The following is a 15,740-nucleotide window of genomic DNA, read 5'->3' as shown; positions in this document are numbered from 1 at the left end:
GTGGTGGAAGGTTAGCGTGCGAGAAACGCCCGGGCGATCTCCTCGGCGCGGGGCTGGAGCGCGATGCCCGCCCATCCGCGACCTCTCGGGCTCGGCGCGGCGGCGAAGTATGCGGCGGCGTTCTCGGCGCTGATGTGCGCCGAGAGCTGGACGCGGGGGATGTCGAGGATCGGCCCGATGCTGGTCTCGACGAAGATAGCGACGGTGTTGGTGTCCCCCGTCGCATCGGGGTGAGTGTGCGCCTGCATCCACCAGTCGCGGCGACGACTGGCCTGGACCACGGCGCGCAGCAGAGCTACCTTGTGCGCGTAGAGTTCGGCGTTGCTCTTGGCCGCCGCGTTGAGCAGCAGCAGGGCCACGGCCAGTCCGTCGCGGCTGCTGCTCAGGACACGGTAGGCGCGGTACGCCTCGATGTCGGGGTAGGCCAGCAGCGTGGCGACCAGGGCCGCGCGCACCTCGGCGGTGACGCGGGGGCGGCGGCGAGCGTAGATCGTGAGGACGCCGCCTGCGGCGATGATGATGACGATCAGGGTGGCGTTGATCGGGGACATCAGCGATCCTTTCTACAGCTGAAACAGCTCGGCAAGCCGGTGAACTGTCGCCTGGTTATAGACCGCGCCGGGGATCACCTCCGGCCAGGTCGTCTGGTCGGCTGGGAGCGGGAGTATCGCCGTGGTGATGTAGAAGTCGTCCGTCCGTTTGGTCAGGCCGCGCCGTCGGATGGATCGCTCGAAGACAATCCCCGCCTCGTCGGCGTAGATGCTTTTGGCGAGGCGTAGTGTGACGCCGCGCCAGCGCTCCGTCGACCGGAGCTCCATCGCCCGACCGTAGAAGACGCACAGCTCGCCGGCGTCGAGCGCCTGGCGCAGCGCGGCCGCGACGAGCAGGGATCTGCTCGCTTGGCTGTGCTGCGCCAGAAGGGCGGTACACGCTCGTGACCGGCAGGCTCTCGCGATGTTTTTGCCGGTGGCCTCGCGCCACCGGCTGTCTTGTGGCTTGATGATGGTCGTGGTCATGACGCACCTATTACGCCACAACGCACGACCACAACGGGCGTGCGTTGTGGTCGTGATGGACGATCGGAACGTTTTTGGCGTGGAGTGTGCTACGCGACCGTCACGGCCCCATCGGGTAGGTGGCGGGCGTAGAAGTTGGCGGATGCAGGGGTGGTGGCGACCCTGAGCGTGCGGCCTGCGGCCTGCGTGCGCGCCCAGGCGAGCAGCGCCTGGCCCGCGCCCTGGCCGCGAAAGCTGGGTCGGGTTTCGAGCCAGAGGAGATCGAGCGTGCCCTCGGCGCGCTCCTCGACCTCAGCGACGCCGGCGACCGCGCCGTCGATCACGGCGGCAGCGATGTGGCTGCGCCCGTCCGCGAAGGCGGCGAGGCGGTAGTCGAGGCCGTCAGGGTCGGCGGGGAACTCCAGGCAGGATTCGAGCACGAGGCGGGCGATGATGGGGTTGTGCTAGCCTTCGCGCAGCGGGGTGACGGTGAGCATAGCGGCTTCCTTGCCGGCTACGCCTCGCGCAGCCAGCACTTCATCAGCGCCATGCGCTCACCGATCCCGCCGTGGGCGGTGGTGATCACGCCCAGGCGCGGAATGGTCGTCGGGTTAAGGGGCAGGGCCGGCATGTAGTCGGCCCCGAGGTTCACGAAGGCTGCAGCGTAATCGCCGGCGACCAGGAGGTCGGCCAGCGCCGCGCGCACCTGGCCCTGGAGGGCTAGGGCGCGGGCCTGGGTCATCCGGTGGTCATAGTCGGGGATGGGTGTCTCGGCGGGGATCAGACCGAACTCCGCCGAGAGGATACGGATGGTGGGCCGCCGATCTTCCGCAAGCTCGCGCAGGTTCGCGCGCAAGGTGCGGTAGGGCGGCCCGTCGTAGCGGTCGATGGCGGGGAGCAGGCCCGCGTCGTGTCGCTTGGTGGCACCGCAGGCGATGATCATCAGGCGGCGCATGGCGGTTGCGCCTCCGCTTCCTCGCGCGCCTTGCGGCGCGTCCAGAACTCGTGCGCGTAGCGCTTCTGCGCGCCGTAGCGGTTGCCGACCTGCTGGCCGTTAACCAGGATCGGGTTCCACTCGGGGTGATCTCCGATCACCCCCAGCGCGGGCGCGGGGCAGGTGATCAGGAAGGTGCTGCAGCCGAACAGACCGATCGCGCTGCCGCTCCCTGGCTGCTCGGCCATGCGGGCGATGGCCATGACGGCCGAGGCGAAGCACTGGAGCTCGCCGTAGGTTATGGTGATCGTGCCCTTCGGGTCGGGCTGGGATTGCGTCTTCATGGTGCTCTCTTTCGGGCAGGTTCAGGCAGGTTATGCGCAGCGCACCAACTCCGGCGTGCGAATCATCAGCGGGCTGATCGGCTGGCCGACCTCACGGCCGTGCCGGATGAGGTAGGCGTCCTGGCGCATCTGCCGCTGGTAGCCGGTCTCCAGCTTGCGCCAGCTCGGCAGCGGGCCTCCGCGAGCGCTGATCTGGTAGTCCAGCGCCTCGCGCAGGAGGGCGCGGAAGGCGTCAGCGTCGAGCTTGCCGCTCTCGCGGCCCCATGTGACGGTCTCGCCGCGTTTGGTCGCGGCGAGGGCCGCCTTGACGATCCATAGAAAAAGCCGCGGGTCGCTGGCCCGCAGGTGGGTCATGTCCAGCATCGTCGCGGGGCGACGGTTGGCGAGGATGAGGTTGATCACTTCGTTACCTCCTTGTGGGGCTAGGCGATGCTTGCACCGGTATCCTCGTCGCCCAGGTCGGCGACGTAGGGGAAGGCGTAGGCGGGGATGTCACCGTGTGGGGACATCGGCCAGCGGTGATCCTCGGCGATCTGCCTGGCGGCGGCGGCGACTGACCAGCCGGCCAGCCACTCCGCGCGCAGCGACTCAACGGAGTAGTCCATGCTGCAAAATCCGCGACCGTAGAAGCGGAAGATGAGCGTGTACCACAGCCGCTCCTGCCAGTCGCAGAAGCGCAGTCCGTGGATGCGCCGGTGATCCTCCAGCGTCATTGTGCGGAGGTTCGTGGGGTCTACCCAGGAACCGTGGTTCCTGAACTGAACATGCACGTAGCCGCCCGCGACAATGGCGGCGTTCGGCGCAGTGATGCGTTCGATGCGGCCGGGGGTGTCTGGACCGCCGGCGTTGAAGATGATCTCAAGTCCGTCTGGGAATGACACCTTGTTCCTCCTTGGGTTGCAAAACGCAGCCCCTGGCGTGCCATGCGGCGCACCAGGGGCTGCGTTCGTGCGGGTCGGCCGGGGCTCCTTCCTCGGCCTACTTGGTGGGAATGAACAGGTCGGGCCGGAACAGGCGCAGCGCCAGGCGCAGCGTGGTGCGGCCGATGTCGGCGAACTGCGCGTCGTCGATGAAGCCCAGCGCCTCGGCCGGCTCGTGGATCGGCCCGTCCTCGGGTTCGATCTCGGCCTCGTTGAGGATGCTGGTCAGCATCTCTTTCACCGTGGCCGCCATCGCCTCCTCGGCGGTGATCTGCTGGTCACCGCTCATGAGGTCGTTGTAGGCCGGGTCTTCGTCCTCCTGAAGCCTCATGAGGACGTTATCCTCCAGGTGGTCGGAGAGGCGCTTGAGCCGATCGTTGATCTGCCCGGTGGCCGGCACGGCGCGGATGTTCGCGCCGGTCGTCTCCGCGAAGAAGCCGGTGAGCAGCGTGGTCAGCGCATTGCCGTCCACGGTGTCGTAGCCGGTGCCGTTGACATCGGTAAACGTGGCGCCGACCTGGCCCTCCTCGTTGGTGAACAGCACATGCGACCCGGGGGCCGCGTAGTCGAGCACGACGCCGAGGTCGATCGCATCGGCGGTGGCGACCTGGTTCATGTCGAACTCGACGATCACCAGGTCGCCGTTCTCGTCCGTATGGAACGTGAAGTTGAAGCGGTGATCGCCGACCGCATCCCCGAAATCCTTGTAGGGGATCTCGGCGTAGCCGCTGATCGCGGCGAGCATCGCGGAGATGTTCGCGGCCGGGATGCGGATGCTGGTCGTGATGGGCGTGATGTGGTTCATCATGGGGGGGATCCTTGTGGTGGATGTGGATGTCAGCCCATCCGACGCAGCTTCGCTGCGTCGGATGGGTGAGGGAGGCTAGAACATGGCGAGCTGCTGCATCGGCCCTGCGCTGCTGGCCTTCTTCCCCTTGCCCTTCGTCGCCACGGGGGCGGCGGTGGGCTCAGGAACGACGACGGGGGCGGGTGCCTCCGGCGCTGCGGTTGCAACTGCCGGCGTGGCGGGTGCCTCCGGCGCTGCCGTGATGACGATGCTCGGCGCGGCCATCGGCCGCGGCGTCTCGTCGCTGTCGGGGGTGGCCAGCGAGGTTGGCTGGTACTGCTGGCTCAGGCTGTCGGGGGTGACATCGACGATCGCCCGCTTTACCGGCGCGCCGTCGTAGAGGGGGTTCTCTGCCGCCAGGAAGGCGGCGGCACCGTCGCTGGTCGTGACGATCCAGCCGGCGTTGCGGAGCGCCCTGGCCCGCAGGTCGCGGGCGCGCTTGGCCAGCGCACCGCCAGCCCACGGGCGCGACTGGTACATCTCGGAAATGGCAAGGGGGATGCCCTGCTTGGCGAGATGCAACAGCTGGAAGTCGACCAACTCCTTGTGCGCTTTCTCGTAGGCGCGGGGAGGGGCCGCGGCCTTCAGCCGCGCCACCTCGGCCCGCATCCGTACGATGCGGGTGAGCGGGTGCAGCTCCTTGACGGGGGTGGGCTCGGGTGCGGGGGGGGCCGGCGCCATCGCGGCGGCGGCCTTCGTGTTGGGGGTGATGCGGGTGAACATCTTAAACCCCTCGCCGTCGCTCGTCTCACCGGTCAGCCCGTCAAGACTGACCCGGCTGGTGTAGACCTGCACGCTCGGGTCGAACGCGGACACGCTGTAGCGCGCCGATTGGGTGTCCCGGCGGGTCTTCGCGCGCCAGCCGAGGGCGGTAAGCTCCGCCTGGCGCTGCTCGGCGGCCTTGCGCGCGCTGGGGGTTGAGCCCCAATCCGCATCGTAGAATTCTTCATAAAAGTGCGTGCGTCCCTGGCCAGGGGCGTCAGGGTGCAGCACTGCCACGGGGGCGGCTTCCTCCACTGGCTCGGGGGTGGGGGCGGGGGTGGCCGCGAGCTGCTTGGGCGCCACTGCGGCTTCCTCCACCGGCTCGGGGGCCGGCTCGAGGGTAATCACCCAGGCGTCGAAATACTGATCGGGGCCGCCGTTCGGTGAGGGGTAGAAGGAGACACGGTTGCCGTGGGCGTCCTTCTCGCGACTGCTGTTGTTGTCTAGGACGAGCGGTACCTCCTGGTGTCGGGTCGGGTTGGTGGCGAACAGCGTGTAGCCGCCGCGCGGGATGAAGGTGATGCGGGTGTGCCAGCCCTTCTTGCCCAGCTCGTTCTGCCGCTGCTCGGCAGCCTTCGCTGAGAGGGGCCGACCGCCCCATGCGTTGTGGGTGAACACCTCCGTAAAGTATGCCGCGCGGGGCGGCGTGGGCGGGGCGGGCGGGGCCGGGGCGATCAGGTGGTTGGGGGCGTCGGCGTCGGCCTCCTCGATCGTGTCGTAGATCCGATTGGAGAGGTGCGCCATCCCGCTGCGGATCGTGTCGCGCAGGCTCAGGGCGAGCCGGGCGAGCACGGTCAGCACGGCGTAATCATCGCGCAGGGCGATGTCGGTCGCGCCGCTGTCGATGTCGCGGTAGCTCTCTCCCGCGCCCTTTCTCACCAGGAGGTAGCGCAGGTGGCTACCGGCTGGCATCACGTTCGGCGCGATGTAGCCCGGCGTCACGTCGGTCACCAGCTCGGTGGCCCGGAAGCCGCCGGGGATGGTGGCCTTCAGCAGGAAAATTCGGGGGAGCGAGTCATGCCGCCCCGTTTCATACTGGCTGGACTGCATCATGACCCAGCCGACCTGCTCGAGCAGCGCGTAGCGCGCGTTGCGGGCCGCCTCAGCCAGCGCCTCGCCGCCCCAATCGGCGGCGTTGAAGCGCTCGACGAAGGCGATCTCCTTCTCCTCGTCGGTGTACCCAGCGGGCAGGGGGCTGGGCGCCTCCTGGGCCGCATTGCGGGCATCGTCGATGGTGCGGTGGATCTGGTCGCTGGCGTTGGCACCGAGGCGTAGTAGCGCCTGAAGGGTGCTCTTCGCCTCGGCCGCGAACGTGTGAACGATGGCGTAGCGGTTGACCACCTCGACGATCTGGTCGCGGTAGCCGCCCAGGTCGGCCAGGGTGGGGGCGAGGATGTACACCTCGTCGCCCGGCTCGATCTCGGGGGCCGGCTCATGGGGCGGGGTGGCCTGGCGGTTGCTGAGGGCGGAGGCGATGCAAAGCACCGCCTCCGCGTAAACCGGCTCAGGCGCGGGGGTGGCCTCGACCGGCGCGGGGGCCGGTTCCTGGCCTGCGACGGGGCCGAAGAAGGCGGCCACCTCATCGGCACCGATCAGCCGGTAGATCACCGGCTGGCGGCGCATGCGATGCCACTTCACGTTGAACCGGGCGGCGAGCCCGTCGTACTGCGCCCGCTCCACGCGGGGCGTGAGCTTCAGGTAGGTCCAGCTCTTCACCTCGTCGTGCTCAGCGTGGACGGTGATCCCGCCGGCGGTGGCGACGGTGGCAAGCTGGCCCTGCGCCTGGGTCGGCGTAGCGGCGGTGTCGGTGGTCGGCGCAGCGGGGCGCAGGGTGCGCTTGGCCGCAGCCTCGATCTCGTCGGCCACGGCGGCGGAGGCCTGCTGGCTGCGTGTGCCGTAATCGGCGCACTTGGAGAAGCCGGTGCCGCTGGCGATCTGGCGGCCGTCGTGCTCGACGTGCCAGGCCCGCCCGCGCGGGTTGGCCCGGAAGGTTGGGTAGGTGAAGATGATCTCCTTCACCTCCTTGAGCTGATGGCCGCGGCCATTGCACGCTAGGCACTTCGGGCGGCCATCCTCGTGGAAGTCGCTCGGGTCGATCTTGCGCGGGGCACCGGATATGCCGATCACGACAAAGCGGAAGCCCCGGGCACGGTCGCGGATGGCGACGTGCGAGTCCTCGGGGCGCTCCAGCGCCTCGGTGTAGGTGAGGCCGTCTGCGTGGACGCCCGACCCGTTGCACTTTGGGCAGGCGTCGCCGGGGACGGTGGACACCTTGTACGTGTGCTTACCGCTGGTGTTCTTCACCGAGTAGTCGTTGACGTTCACCGCGACGACCACACCGGGGTAGGCGTCGTTTGTGGCGATGCCATCCCAACTGGCGGGATGGTAGTAGTCTGTCTGGGAGTCGCTCTGGTCGGCGTGGAAGCCGATCAGGTTCCAGCCGCGGCCCTGGAGGGCCATGCCGATGTTGACGGTGGCCCGCTGCTTCTCGTAGAAGTCGGACATGATGTGCTCCTTGTAAGGGGAGCGGCGTGCCAGAGACCGGCACGCCGCAGATTGATGCGGGTGTGCCGGCCAGGGCATCTGGTCAGGCGGGATGAAGGCGGGATGAAAGTGGGACGAAAGTGGGACGAAGGTGTGGGCTCCTTTTGGGGCTCTCCCGCACTTTCCGTGAAGCCGATTCCTGGTACGGCATCCTGGCGCGGTTGCGCTGAGTCACAATGCCTAGATTTCGGCCTCGATCACGGAAAGTGCGGGAGAGCTCCTTTTGGAATAGCAGCCGCCCGACATGGGCGGCTGTAGAGATACAGCCCCCCCCAGGTGGGGGAGAGAGGTTTTTGGTGGACGCAAAAAAGCCCCGCGACGGCGGCCTGTAGGGATACAGACGGCTGCGGAGGCTGGGAGGCCGGTGGTGGCCGGCGGGATTGTAGGGAGGCGTGAAGGGGCGGGCAGAGGCCCGCGTGAGAAACGTAGAGCGGCCCCGTGGGGCTACTCGTTGCACCAGGTTGTACACGTGCTCGGTCGGTCTTGGGCGGGGCACCTCGCGCCAGGGGCGGCGCCGCCCCGGTGTGCCTGATGGCGGGGGAGCGGGGCCGGCTGCGCACGAGAAGGCCACCCTCAGCACGACCGGGTCGCCGTAAAGGCGGTTAGAGAGAGGATAGCACACCGGCGCAACCAGAATCACACCGCCCCGCCACTCGATTGAGCAGCGGGGCGGTAGGTGCGGGTGATGTGCAGGGCTAGGCGCTGCGGTCGATCCGCAGGACACAGCCCATCTGGAGCGAGAGGGTCGCGGGAAGGTCGAGGGTCTGCGGGGCCGCGCCGACCTGATACCAGGTTGCCGTCTGGGCGCGTGGGTCCACCAGAACCACATCGCGCACGCCGGCGGCGAGATAGAGTGCCGTCACATCGCGATCCTTCTGCTCGTAGCCGTCGCTCAGCACCTCGACGATCGCGCCGGGGATGATCCCGGTGATCGCACCGTCTGGGCGCGGTGGCTTCTCGCAGAAGATGGCGATGTCGGGGCGGCGCAGCAGGTGCGGCCCGAAGGCGATGTAGGTGTCGGCGATATGGTGGCAGCCGCAGGGCGCGGCGGCTGGCGGGTTGTCCTGGGTGAGGTTGTGGCGGATGTCGTCCACGACGCCGTTGTGCAGCGCCCCTGGGTACGCCTCCCAAGTGGTGCGCCCCCCGGTCACTTCGAGGCGCACGCCCTGGTAGGCCAGGCGCTCAATATCGCGGTAGGTTGGGCTGCCCATCGTTTTTTTTCCTCCAAAGAAACCGCCCCACCTGAGTATAAAACGGGGCGGATCGTGAGTCAATTCGTTCGCGCTACAGCCAGTCCTCAGCGACATAGCCGCAGCGGTCGCAGATGATCACACCCTCGGCGCGCTGCGGCTCATGGCTGATCGTCCACTGGCGGCACTGCTGGCAGTGCCGCAGCACGCCCAGGTCGCGCAGGAAGCGGGCGGCGTGCTGGTAGCGCAGGATGTGCGGCGCGGGGTCTCCCGGCGTGTAGACGGTGATCTTATACGGTGCCCGCTCCCAGCCGTCGACAGCGGCGGGGTAGGCAGCGCTCGTCTTGGCCAGCTCCGCCGTGATCTGGTCGCGTGTCGGCTGCAAGCTGGTTGGCGTCGCGCACGACAACATGTGCTTGATGCGATCAGCGGTCGGCACGGTCGGCTGCGCGATCAGCTCCAGCCGGTAGCTGACCCCGACCAGGGGGAAACCGCCGCCGGGGTAGTGGAAGTGGTTGTGGGCACTTGGCGGATAGCGCAGATCAGACATGGCACCCTCCAAAAACAGCCCGCGCGACGTGTCGCACGGGCTGTTTTTTCTTATTGAGATGCGAAAAACGCTACTTCGCGAATCCCAGCCCGCGCTCGCGCATGCTGGTATACCGCCCGCGGCCGATTACGAGGTGATCCAGCACATCGCAATCTAAGAGCTTGCCGGCCTCGACGATCTGGCGGGTAACGAGGATATCCTCGGGCGAGGGCGTCGGGTCGCCGCTGGGGTGATTGTGAACCACGATCAACGCGGTCGCGTTGCGGCGGATGGCCTCTTTGAAGACCTCGCCGACCCGGATGGCGGCGGTGTTCACTGAGCCGATGTAGATGGTCGGCATGGCCATGACCCGATTCTTGGTATCCAGCAACACCGTGCGCAGGTGCTCCTGATCAAGGTGGCCCATCTCGACCATCAGCAGCGTGGCGGCGTCGGCGGGCGACGTAATCTGTGGGCGCTGGTCGATACCCGCGATCATGCTGCGCCGGCTGATTTCGATGGCGGCGGCCAGGATGGCGGCCTTGCGCTTGGTGAGCCCTAGCTGCTCCAGCTCAGGCGCGCTCTTGCCGAGCAGTCCCATCCAGCCCTCGGCCAGCAGGGCGACGGCCCGGTCGTGGGGAATTCCGAGGGTTGTGACGAGCAGTTCGGGGTCCGTAAGGAACGTGCTGCTCTCGAAGAAGCCCGCCCGCCGCAGCGTCTCGGTGAAGGCCTCCGGCCCCTCCAGCGCCACCTCGTCAGTGTTCGTCACCGTGACCGGGCGGGCCTGGTTGAGCGATGACATCAGCCGCCTGATGCTAAAGTCCACGCGGTGGTCCCCGGCGGCGAAGCGGTCGCGCCCGAACTCGCCCTGCGGGTCGAGCACCAAGATGCCCATCTGCGGGTTGGTGGCGAAGCCGGCCAGGATCTGCGAGGCCAGAATGCTCTTGCCGCTGCGGGTCTGCCCAAAGACGCCCAGCATCACCGCCTCGCCGAAGCCGCCGTCGTCGGTGGGGCCGAAGTGGCGCAGGGTCAGCGGGACGGGCAGCCCGTCGCCGGGCGAGGTGCCGGCGTAGAAGATCCCCGGCTCGGTGTGGACAAGCTCCTGGAGCGTCTCGGCGCTGGCCGGGAAGACCGGGGTGCCGCTCGGCGGCGGGGTGCTCAGTGTGGTGCGCCTGCGCACCCGGCCGTCGTCCTCAAGCAAGAAGACGCCGAGGGCCGTGAGCTGGGCGCTGGTCAGGTCGCTCTCGCCAGAGAGGGCCGGCAGCGCGCCCTGGTGCTTGATCACCGAGCGGATCACCGGGTCCTCGTGCCAACGGTTGCGGGTCACGATCCCGCCGAGCTGGCAGAGCGCCCGCTTGCGGTAGGCCCTGCCGTTGAAGCGCTCGACCACCTCGAACGTCACCCAGGCGTGGTCGAGCGCCCGATCCCGCGCCGTCTCCAGAATATCGACGGTGAAGGCGGTGGTGCTGTTCGGCGAGCCGATGACTGCGATGGGCGGCGCGACTGGCTGCATGAAAATCCGTGCGGCACAAAAATGCTAAACACCTGTTCGGATTATAGCAGACCAGTACGCTATGTCAAGCCCATCGGTGTCAGGAGTTACCCGAACGAACATGCTGCAATAGACGTAAAACTACCTGTATTAGCTCATATGTGTTATATTACACCATCCGAACCCGCGTGGTAGCTGCGGGGTTTTAACCCCGGCAGAGGAAACGCGGGCGCGGCGCATGGAGGACTCGCACCTCGGATACGTGCGCCGCGAACAGCTGGTCTACTATGGCGAAAACTATGAATGTATGTTATAATGCACTTATGCAACGAACTATCCGCCTGAAATTAACCCCGTCGTCTGCACAGGCGATGTCCCTGGAGGAAACCAGTCACCTGTTCACCGAGGCGTTCAATCAGTTTGTGCGTCTCGGCTGGGACGCGAAGGTCGGCAATGCGACCAAGCTGCATTATCTGGCCTACTACCCGGTACGCGAGAGCGTACCGACCCTGAACAGCAATCTGATCAATACCGCCCGCGCCAAAGCCTCTGAGGCGTTGCGGAGCGCGTTCGCCTTGCAAGAGCAGGAGCGCAAGGTCGGTATGCCGCAGTCGGATGCCTGCCCGCCGCGTTACAACGTGCATACCTACCGCGTCGATTGGGAAAGCCAGACGGTGCGCTTATCGCTGGTCGGGGAGCGGCAAACCATCCGCTTTGATGTGCCTGCCTACTGCGCCCACTACGCGGGCTATCCGGTTGATACCGCCGACCTGATCAACCGCAACGGCGTCTGGTGGCTGCATGTCGTCGTCACCGTACCTGCGCCCGATGTGGAGCCGACAGACGAGATCGTGGGCGTAGACCTGGGCATCGCGCAGCCCGCCGTCACGAGCAACAACCGCTTCCTGGGCAAGCCCGCGTGGAAGGCGATTGAGGGGCGGCTGTTCTATCTCAAACGCCAACTCCAGCGGAAGGGGAGCAAGAGCGCCAAGCGGCATCTGCGGAAGGTACGCGGGAAACAGGCCCGCTTTCGGCGTGATTGTGATCACGTCCTCTCCAAGCAGATTGTCCACTCGGCGCATCCCGGTGCGACGATTGTGCTGGAGAACCTGACCGACATTCGGAAGCGGTCGAAGATCCGTAAGCAGACGAAAACCAGCCGCCGTGTCCATAGCTGGTCGTTCGCGCAGATTAAAGCATTCGTGGCGTACAAAGCCGAGGGACGGGGGTGTACGGTGGCTGGGGTTGATCCCCGGCATACCTCGCAAGCCTGTAGCTGCTGTGGGCATCAGGCCCGCAACAACCGCCGTTCCCGTGGCCGGTTCGTGTGTCGGGTGTGTGGCTTCGAGCTGCATGCCGACCTCAACGCGGCGCGGAATATTGCGGCCAAGTACCATACCGGTAGGGGTAAACCTCCTGTCGGCGGGCTGCCTGTCAACCAGCCAATCGTGTCCATTCCGACGCCTCGGCAGCGGAAGTGAGGCGCAAGCCGCGGGGCTTCAGCCCCTGCGGTATGTTGATATGCACGTTGACCGGGACGCCATGAGTTGCAAGCTCTGGCTTGACCCCGACATTCTAATCGCGGAAAATAAAGGCTATAGCCGTCGTGAGCTACGCGAGATCGAGCGGATCGCACGAGCCCACGCCGAGGAGCTTCGCAATGCATGGGACGAATTCTGCAACGGTGCTTCAGATAACGCCTAAAGCGATCGCTGTAACTGTGACGGATGACACGCTGTCCGTCGATCTCGACGACGGGCGCACAATCGCCGTCCCGATCGGCTGGTACCCGCGCCTGGCCTACGGTACTCCCGAGGAGCGGGTGAATGTCCAGATCGCCGGGGCGGGCTACGGCCTGCACTGGCCGGATCTCGACGAGGATATTGGGGTGAGCGGGCTGCTGCTCGGCCAGCGCTCGACCGAGAGCTCTGAATCATTTGCCATCTGGCTGAAACGGCGCGGGTAGCGACCTGCCATCAGCCACCGAGCGGCGTATCGATCATCCGCACCGGCCCGTGGCCTGGGTAGACCATCGTCGCCCCGCGCTCGCGCAGCAGGCGCCAGCTCGCCGCGACCACAGCGGCATCATCCTCGCCGGCCATAGCCGGGTGGGTCAGGTCGCCAGTGAAGGCCGCGCCGCCGTCGAGCAGCAGCGAGACGCTGTCGTCGGAGTGGCCGGGCGTGGGCAGGATCTCGCCGTCGATGCCGATCGTCTTCAGCAGCGGGCGGCTCTCGGCGAACGTGATCACCCGGTTATCGTGGGTGGTGATGTCGAGGTAGTTGTCCTGCGGCTTCGTGTGGCGCTTCATCAGCGGGATGGCGGCGGCCTGCACATCGAGCACCAGCAGCGGCACCCCGGCCTGCTTCAGCTCCTGGGCGCAGCCGGCGTGGTCGATATGGTAGTGCGTGGCCAGTCCGTAGCGGATCTCGCCCAGCGGCACATCGGCCCGCCGCAGGTTTGCCTGAAGCTCACCCATGCGGCCCGGCCAGCCCAGATCGACCAGCAGCCGCGAGGTGCCGGCGCTGATCAGCCAGTAGTTCGTCGAGCGGTAGCCGACATTCACGATCGTCAGCGCCATAGTAGCCATTGCAGATTGCAGATTGTAGATTGCAGATTGTAGATTGCAGATTGCAGATTGCAGATTGTAGATTGCAGCGCCAATCTGCAATCTGCAATCTGCAATCTACAATAATGTCAGCTCCCCGTCCCGCGCACGTAGATGTCGGGCCAGGGCTTAAACGTCGTCTTGAAGGTGTCGCTGGAGAGGATCTGGCCGCCGACGCGCACCGTGCGGTAGACCTCGGCGCGCATGCCGCCGCGGGCGGTGTCGCTCTTGCGGAAGCTGCCCGCCGGCTGCTCCGGGTCGTCCACATAGACCGGCTCGGTCGGCGCGGGGGTGCGCGATCTCCTGGACGAGCTGCTGGCCAATAGCGCCAGCCGGCTCGTCCTGCGCACCGAGGAGCCCGACGCCTCGGTCTACGCGCGCAAATATGCCGCGTTTGAGCTGACCGCAGCGGACATCAGCGCGCAGCCGGCCCGACAGCACGCCTACGCCGTGGCGATGCAGCCGGCCACCGGGGCCCCCGTGGCCTTCTCGATCATCCCCCAGCCCTGGCCCGCTCCCGTGCCAGCCGATGACATGATCGCCCTCCGGAATCCTGCCTGGTGGGAGGTGGCGCTGCCGCCCGACCCCGACCCCCACCACCACCAGGCCGATGTGCTGCTGGCCCGGCAGATCTACCGCCCGCTGGAACCCGCCCGCTACACCCAGATCGTCGGCCAGCTCGCGCGGCTGCCGGACGATCTCTGGGCGCTGCTCCATGACCGCTGGGAGCGGATCCGCGCCGCGCAGCGCGCCGCCGCGCTGACCCGGATCGGCTACGTCCCCAACCGGCTGGAGCGGCAGGCGGTGGCGAGCCGGCTGGAGACGCGGGCCTGCGGGCTGCTGGCCGATGCCGCCTATCAGCGCCAGCGCTGGGCGCGCGACCCCCAGGCCCCGCTGGTGGCGCCGACCCGCACCGCCAGCCCACCGCCGCGCGTGGCCCCCGCGCGCACGGCGCTCATCCCCGGCCTGGCCCCGGACGACCCGGGGCGCCCGGCCCTCGCGCCGCCAGCCGCCGGCCCCAGTGCCGAGGAGCTGCTGCGCCAGCGCGGCCGCCGCCGGGCCGACGCCGATATCGCCGCAGGCTTCGCATTTGGCCCATCTCCGCATGTGCCGCCCCCCGCAACGCCGGATGCACCGACGCCTACCACCGACACGGAGGACTCATGACCAGCGACCCACCTGACGACGGCACCGCCGCCTTTGGCATGACGATCTACCCCGGCGTCCCGCCGCTGGAGGCGCGCCAGGTCGCGCTGCTGCGCCTGCTCGGCCGGATCGAGCTGGCCGACCGGGCGATCATCGCCCAGACCATCTACCAGGGCTACGGGGCCAGCACGCTCAAGCGCGACCTGCTGGCGCTGTACACCCACCGCCTGATCTGGCGCGCCCCGGCCCCACCGACGCTGCGGGCGCTCACGCCGGCCAACCACGGGTCGACCGGGCGGGTCGGCGGGCGGCGGCGGCACGTTTACGGCCTGAGCCACGAGGGCCTGGCCCTGCTCGACCAGCTGGAGGTCGAGCCCGACCCGCGCAGCCTGGCCGGGCTGAAGGCCCGCGACGCCCGCGGGCGCTACCCGTCGCCCAGCACGCTCGGCCACGACCTGCAGGTCGCCTGGTGGTGCGCATCGCTCCTGGAGGGGCTGCGCCGGCTGCCCTGGTGTCATAGCGTCTTCTGCCAATGCGAATTCGTGGTCAGCGAGCGCCAGCGCATCGACGCGATGGTCGTCGCCCGCTTCGACCTGACCACGCCGCGGGCGGACATGGAGACGCTGCCCTGGTTCGACGGGACGCCGCTGCGGCCAGGGCAGGTCGAGCGGCGCTGGGCGCTGGAGCTGGACACCGGCACCGAGGCGCTCCCGGTGCTGCTGCGCAAATTCGTCTGCTACCGCGACCACCACGCCGACGGGGTCTACGCGCAGATCTTCGGCGGCCCGCTGCTGCTGGTGCTGCTGGTGCAGACGCCGCGGCGGGCGGGGCAGCTGGCCACCGAGTTCCAGGCGGCCTGGCCGGATGGCTGGGGGCTGGTCTCGCTGCCGCACGCGGCCGACCATCCGGCCCACGGGGCGCTGTGGGGGCAGTACCGGCGGCTGCGCGACAGCCAGGCCCAGGCGCTGCTGGCGGGGCTGCCGGACGACCCAGCGCCGCTGCTGACCCTCGCCCAGTGGGAGGCCTATCTGGCCCTGGCGGCGGCGGGGCATCCCCCGCGCCGGCCGCCCGGGGAAGCTGCGCCGCCGGACGGTGGCCCATCCGGCGGCGCAGGCGCGGGCTGAGGCCGCGCCGACAAGCGCGGCCCGAGCCGGGGCCGAGCCGGGGCCGAGCCGGGGCCGAACCGGAGCCGGGCACGGCGCGGGCCGGGCATCAGGACGCCCTCCGGCCCCGGACAAAGAGAGTCCCGTTCCGCATCCTGCGGGGCGATTGTGCGGACAAATCCTCGAAAAAGAAAGGGGACCTCTCATGCGCAGAGTCGAGACGACAACGCCCCCCGCCTACGGGCTCAGCCTGGGGCGGGGGTACGTGACCATGTGCGGGATGCCATTTGCGCGGGCGGCGCGCATCCCGGCGATCGGGGTGCGCACA

19 protein-coding genes and 1 pseudogene are annotated in these 15,740 nt (G+C 68.0%); 5 read left to right on the top strand and 15 right to left on the bottom strand.

Annotation, left to right across the window (positions count from 1 at the left end; translation table 11 throughout):
• Nucleotides 1-11: 11 nt before the first annotated feature.
• From K2Z83_RS20680 to K2Z83_RS30075, 13 genes and pseudogenes are all read right to left on the bottom strand, one after another.
• On the bottom strand, nt 12-551 hold the full coding sequence (locus K2Z83_RS20680) for a hypothetical protein (RefSeq protein ID WP_220597083.1): 540 nt from the start codon (nt 549-551) through the stop codon (nt 12-14).
• 12 nt (nt 552-563) lie between these two features.
• The gene (locus tag K2Z83_RS20675) at nt 564-1,016 is read right to left on the bottom strand and encodes a hypothetical protein (RefSeq protein ID WP_220597082.1); all 453 of its coding nucleotides are present in this window, start codon (nt 1,014-1,016) and stop codon (nt 564-566) included.
• Nucleotides 1,017-1,105: 89 nt separating this feature from the next.
• Nucleotides 1,106-1,435 (bottom strand): GNAT family N-acetyltransferase, encoded by a 330-nt coding sequence (locus tag K2Z83_RS20670; RefSeq protein ID WP_220597081.1) that lies wholly within the window; start codon nt 1,433-1,435, stop codon nt 1,106-1,108.
• Between the two features lie 74 nt (nt 1,436-1,509).
• Nucleotides 1,510-1,950 (bottom strand): hypothetical protein, encoded by a 441-nt coding sequence (locus K2Z83_RS20665; RefSeq protein WP_220597080.1) that lies wholly within the window; start codon nt 1,948-1,950, stop codon nt 1,510-1,512.
• Nucleotides 1,938-2,273: a hypothetical protein gene (locus tag K2Z83_RS20660; RefSeq protein WP_220597079.1), complete on the bottom strand. Its 336-nt coding sequence runs from the start codon at nt 2,271-2,273 to the stop codon at nt 1,938-1,940. Before K2Z83_RS20660 ends, K2Z83_RS20665 begins: the two co-directional genes overlap by 13 nt.
• A 30-nt stretch (nt 2,274-2,303) precedes the next feature.
• Nucleotides 2,304-2,675: a hypothetical protein gene (locus tag K2Z83_RS20655; protein ID WP_220597078.1), complete on the bottom strand. Its 372-nt coding sequence runs from the start codon at nt 2,673-2,675 to the stop codon at nt 2,304-2,306.
• 20 nt (nt 2,676-2,695) lie between these two features.
• Nucleotides 2,696-3,154 (bottom strand): hypothetical protein, encoded by a 459-nt coding sequence (locus K2Z83_RS20650; RefSeq protein WP_220597077.1) that lies wholly within the window; start codon nt 3,152-3,154, stop codon nt 2,696-2,698.
• Between the two features lie 97 nt (nt 3,155-3,251).
• Nucleotides 3,252-4,001: a hypothetical protein gene (locus K2Z83_RS20645; RefSeq protein WP_220597076.1), complete on the bottom strand. Its 750-nt coding sequence runs from the start codon at nt 3,999-4,001 to the stop codon at nt 3,252-3,254.
• Nucleotides 4,002-4,076: 75 nt separating this feature from the next.
• Nucleotides 4,077-7,307, bottom strand: coding sequence for a hypothetical protein (locus K2Z83_RS20640; RefSeq protein ID WP_220597075.1), 3,231 nt, complete (start codon nt 7,305-7,307; stop codon nt 4,077-4,079).
• A gap of 734 nt (nt 7,308-8,041) precedes the next feature.
• Nucleotides 8,042-8,557 carry a Uma2 family endonuclease gene (locus K2Z83_RS20635; protein WP_220597074.1) on the bottom strand — a complete coding sequence of 172 codons (516 nt, stop codon included), beginning with the start codon at nt 8,555-8,557 and terminating at the stop codon, nt 8,042-8,044.
• A 73-nt stretch (nt 8,558-8,630) separates the two neighbouring features.
• Nucleotides 8,631-9,086, bottom strand: coding sequence for a hypothetical protein (locus K2Z83_RS20630; RefSeq protein WP_220597073.1), 456 nt, complete (start codon nt 9,084-9,086; stop codon nt 8,631-8,633).
• Between the two features lie 70 nt (nt 9,087-9,156).
• Nucleotides 9,157-9,780, bottom strand: coding sequence for a RadC family protein (locus K2Z83_RS20625; RefSeq protein WP_370650234.1), 624 nt, complete (start codon nt 9,778-9,780; stop codon nt 9,157-9,159).
• A gap of 192 nt (nt 9,781-9,972) precedes the next feature.
• Nucleotides 9,973-10,044, bottom strand: a pseudogene (locus tag K2Z83_RS30075) (hypothetical protein); the annotation flags it as partial.
• 836 nt (nt 10,045-10,880) lie between these two features.
• Here K2Z83_RS30075 and K2Z83_RS20615 point away from each other — a divergent pair.
• From K2Z83_RS20615 to K2Z83_RS20605, 3 genes are read left to right on the top strand one after another with little or no spacing between them, the layout of a single operon-like run.
• Nucleotides 10,881-12,038: an RNA-guided endonuclease TnpB family protein gene (locus K2Z83_RS20615; RefSeq protein WP_220597072.1), complete on the top strand. Its 1,158-nt coding sequence runs from the start codon at nt 10,881-10,883 to the stop codon at nt 12,036-12,038.
• A 40-nt stretch (nt 12,039-12,078) separates the two neighbouring features.
• On the top strand, nt 12,079-12,261 hold the full coding sequence (locus tag K2Z83_RS20610; RefSeq protein WP_220597071.1) for a DUF4160 domain-containing protein: 183 nt from the start codon (nt 12,079-12,081) through the stop codon (nt 12,259-12,261).
• On the top strand, nt 12,218-12,523 hold the full coding sequence (locus K2Z83_RS20605) for a DUF2442 domain-containing protein (RefSeq protein WP_220597070.1): 306 nt from the start codon (nt 12,218-12,220) through the stop codon (nt 12,521-12,523). Before K2Z83_RS20610 ends, K2Z83_RS20605 begins: the two co-directional genes overlap by 44 nt.
• A gap of 10 nt (nt 12,524-12,533) precedes the next feature.
• Here the strand turns inward: K2Z83_RS20605 and K2Z83_RS20600 are convergent, their stop codons facing one another.
• Both K2Z83_RS20600 and K2Z83_RS20595 read right to left on the bottom strand, forming a co-directional pair.
• Nucleotides 12,534-13,226, bottom strand: coding sequence for an MBL fold metallo-hydrolase (locus tag K2Z83_RS20600; protein WP_255604355.1), 693 nt, complete (start codon nt 13,224-13,226; stop codon nt 12,534-12,536).
• A 26-nt stretch (nt 13,227-13,252) separates the two neighbouring features.
• Nucleotides 13,253-13,429 (bottom strand): hypothetical protein, encoded by a 177-nt coding sequence (locus K2Z83_RS20595; RefSeq protein ID WP_220597069.1) that lies wholly within the window; start codon nt 13,427-13,429, stop codon nt 13,253-13,255.
• Nucleotides 13,430-13,454: 25 nt separating this feature from the next.
• On the opposite strand from K2Z83_RS20595, the gene K2Z83_RS20590 reads away from it, so the two are divergent.
• Together K2Z83_RS20590 and K2Z83_RS29635 are read left to right on the top strand one after the other, a co-directional pair.
• A complete protein-coding gene (locus K2Z83_RS20590) occupies nt 13,455-14,330 on the top strand; it encodes a hypothetical protein (protein WP_220597068.1) in 876 nt (291 codons plus the stop codon).
• Entirely contained in the window at nt 14,327-15,433 is a 1,107-nt protein-coding gene (locus K2Z83_RS29635) for a replication-relaxation family protein (protein ID WP_220597067.1), read from the top strand. The genes K2Z83_RS20590 and K2Z83_RS29635 overlap by 4 nt, the downstream gene beginning before the upstream one ends.
• The last annotated feature ends 307 nt before the right edge of the window (nt 15,434-15,740 follow it).

It is taken from the genome of Oscillochloris sp. ZM17-4, from assembly GCF_019599295.1.
Taxonomy (GTDB): Bacteria; Chloroflexota; Chloroflexia; order Chloroflexales; family Chloroflexaceae; genus Oscillochloris.
The sequence above is the reverse complement of the archived record's forward strand: the minus strand, read 5'-3'. Positions and strand labels throughout refer to the sequence as shown.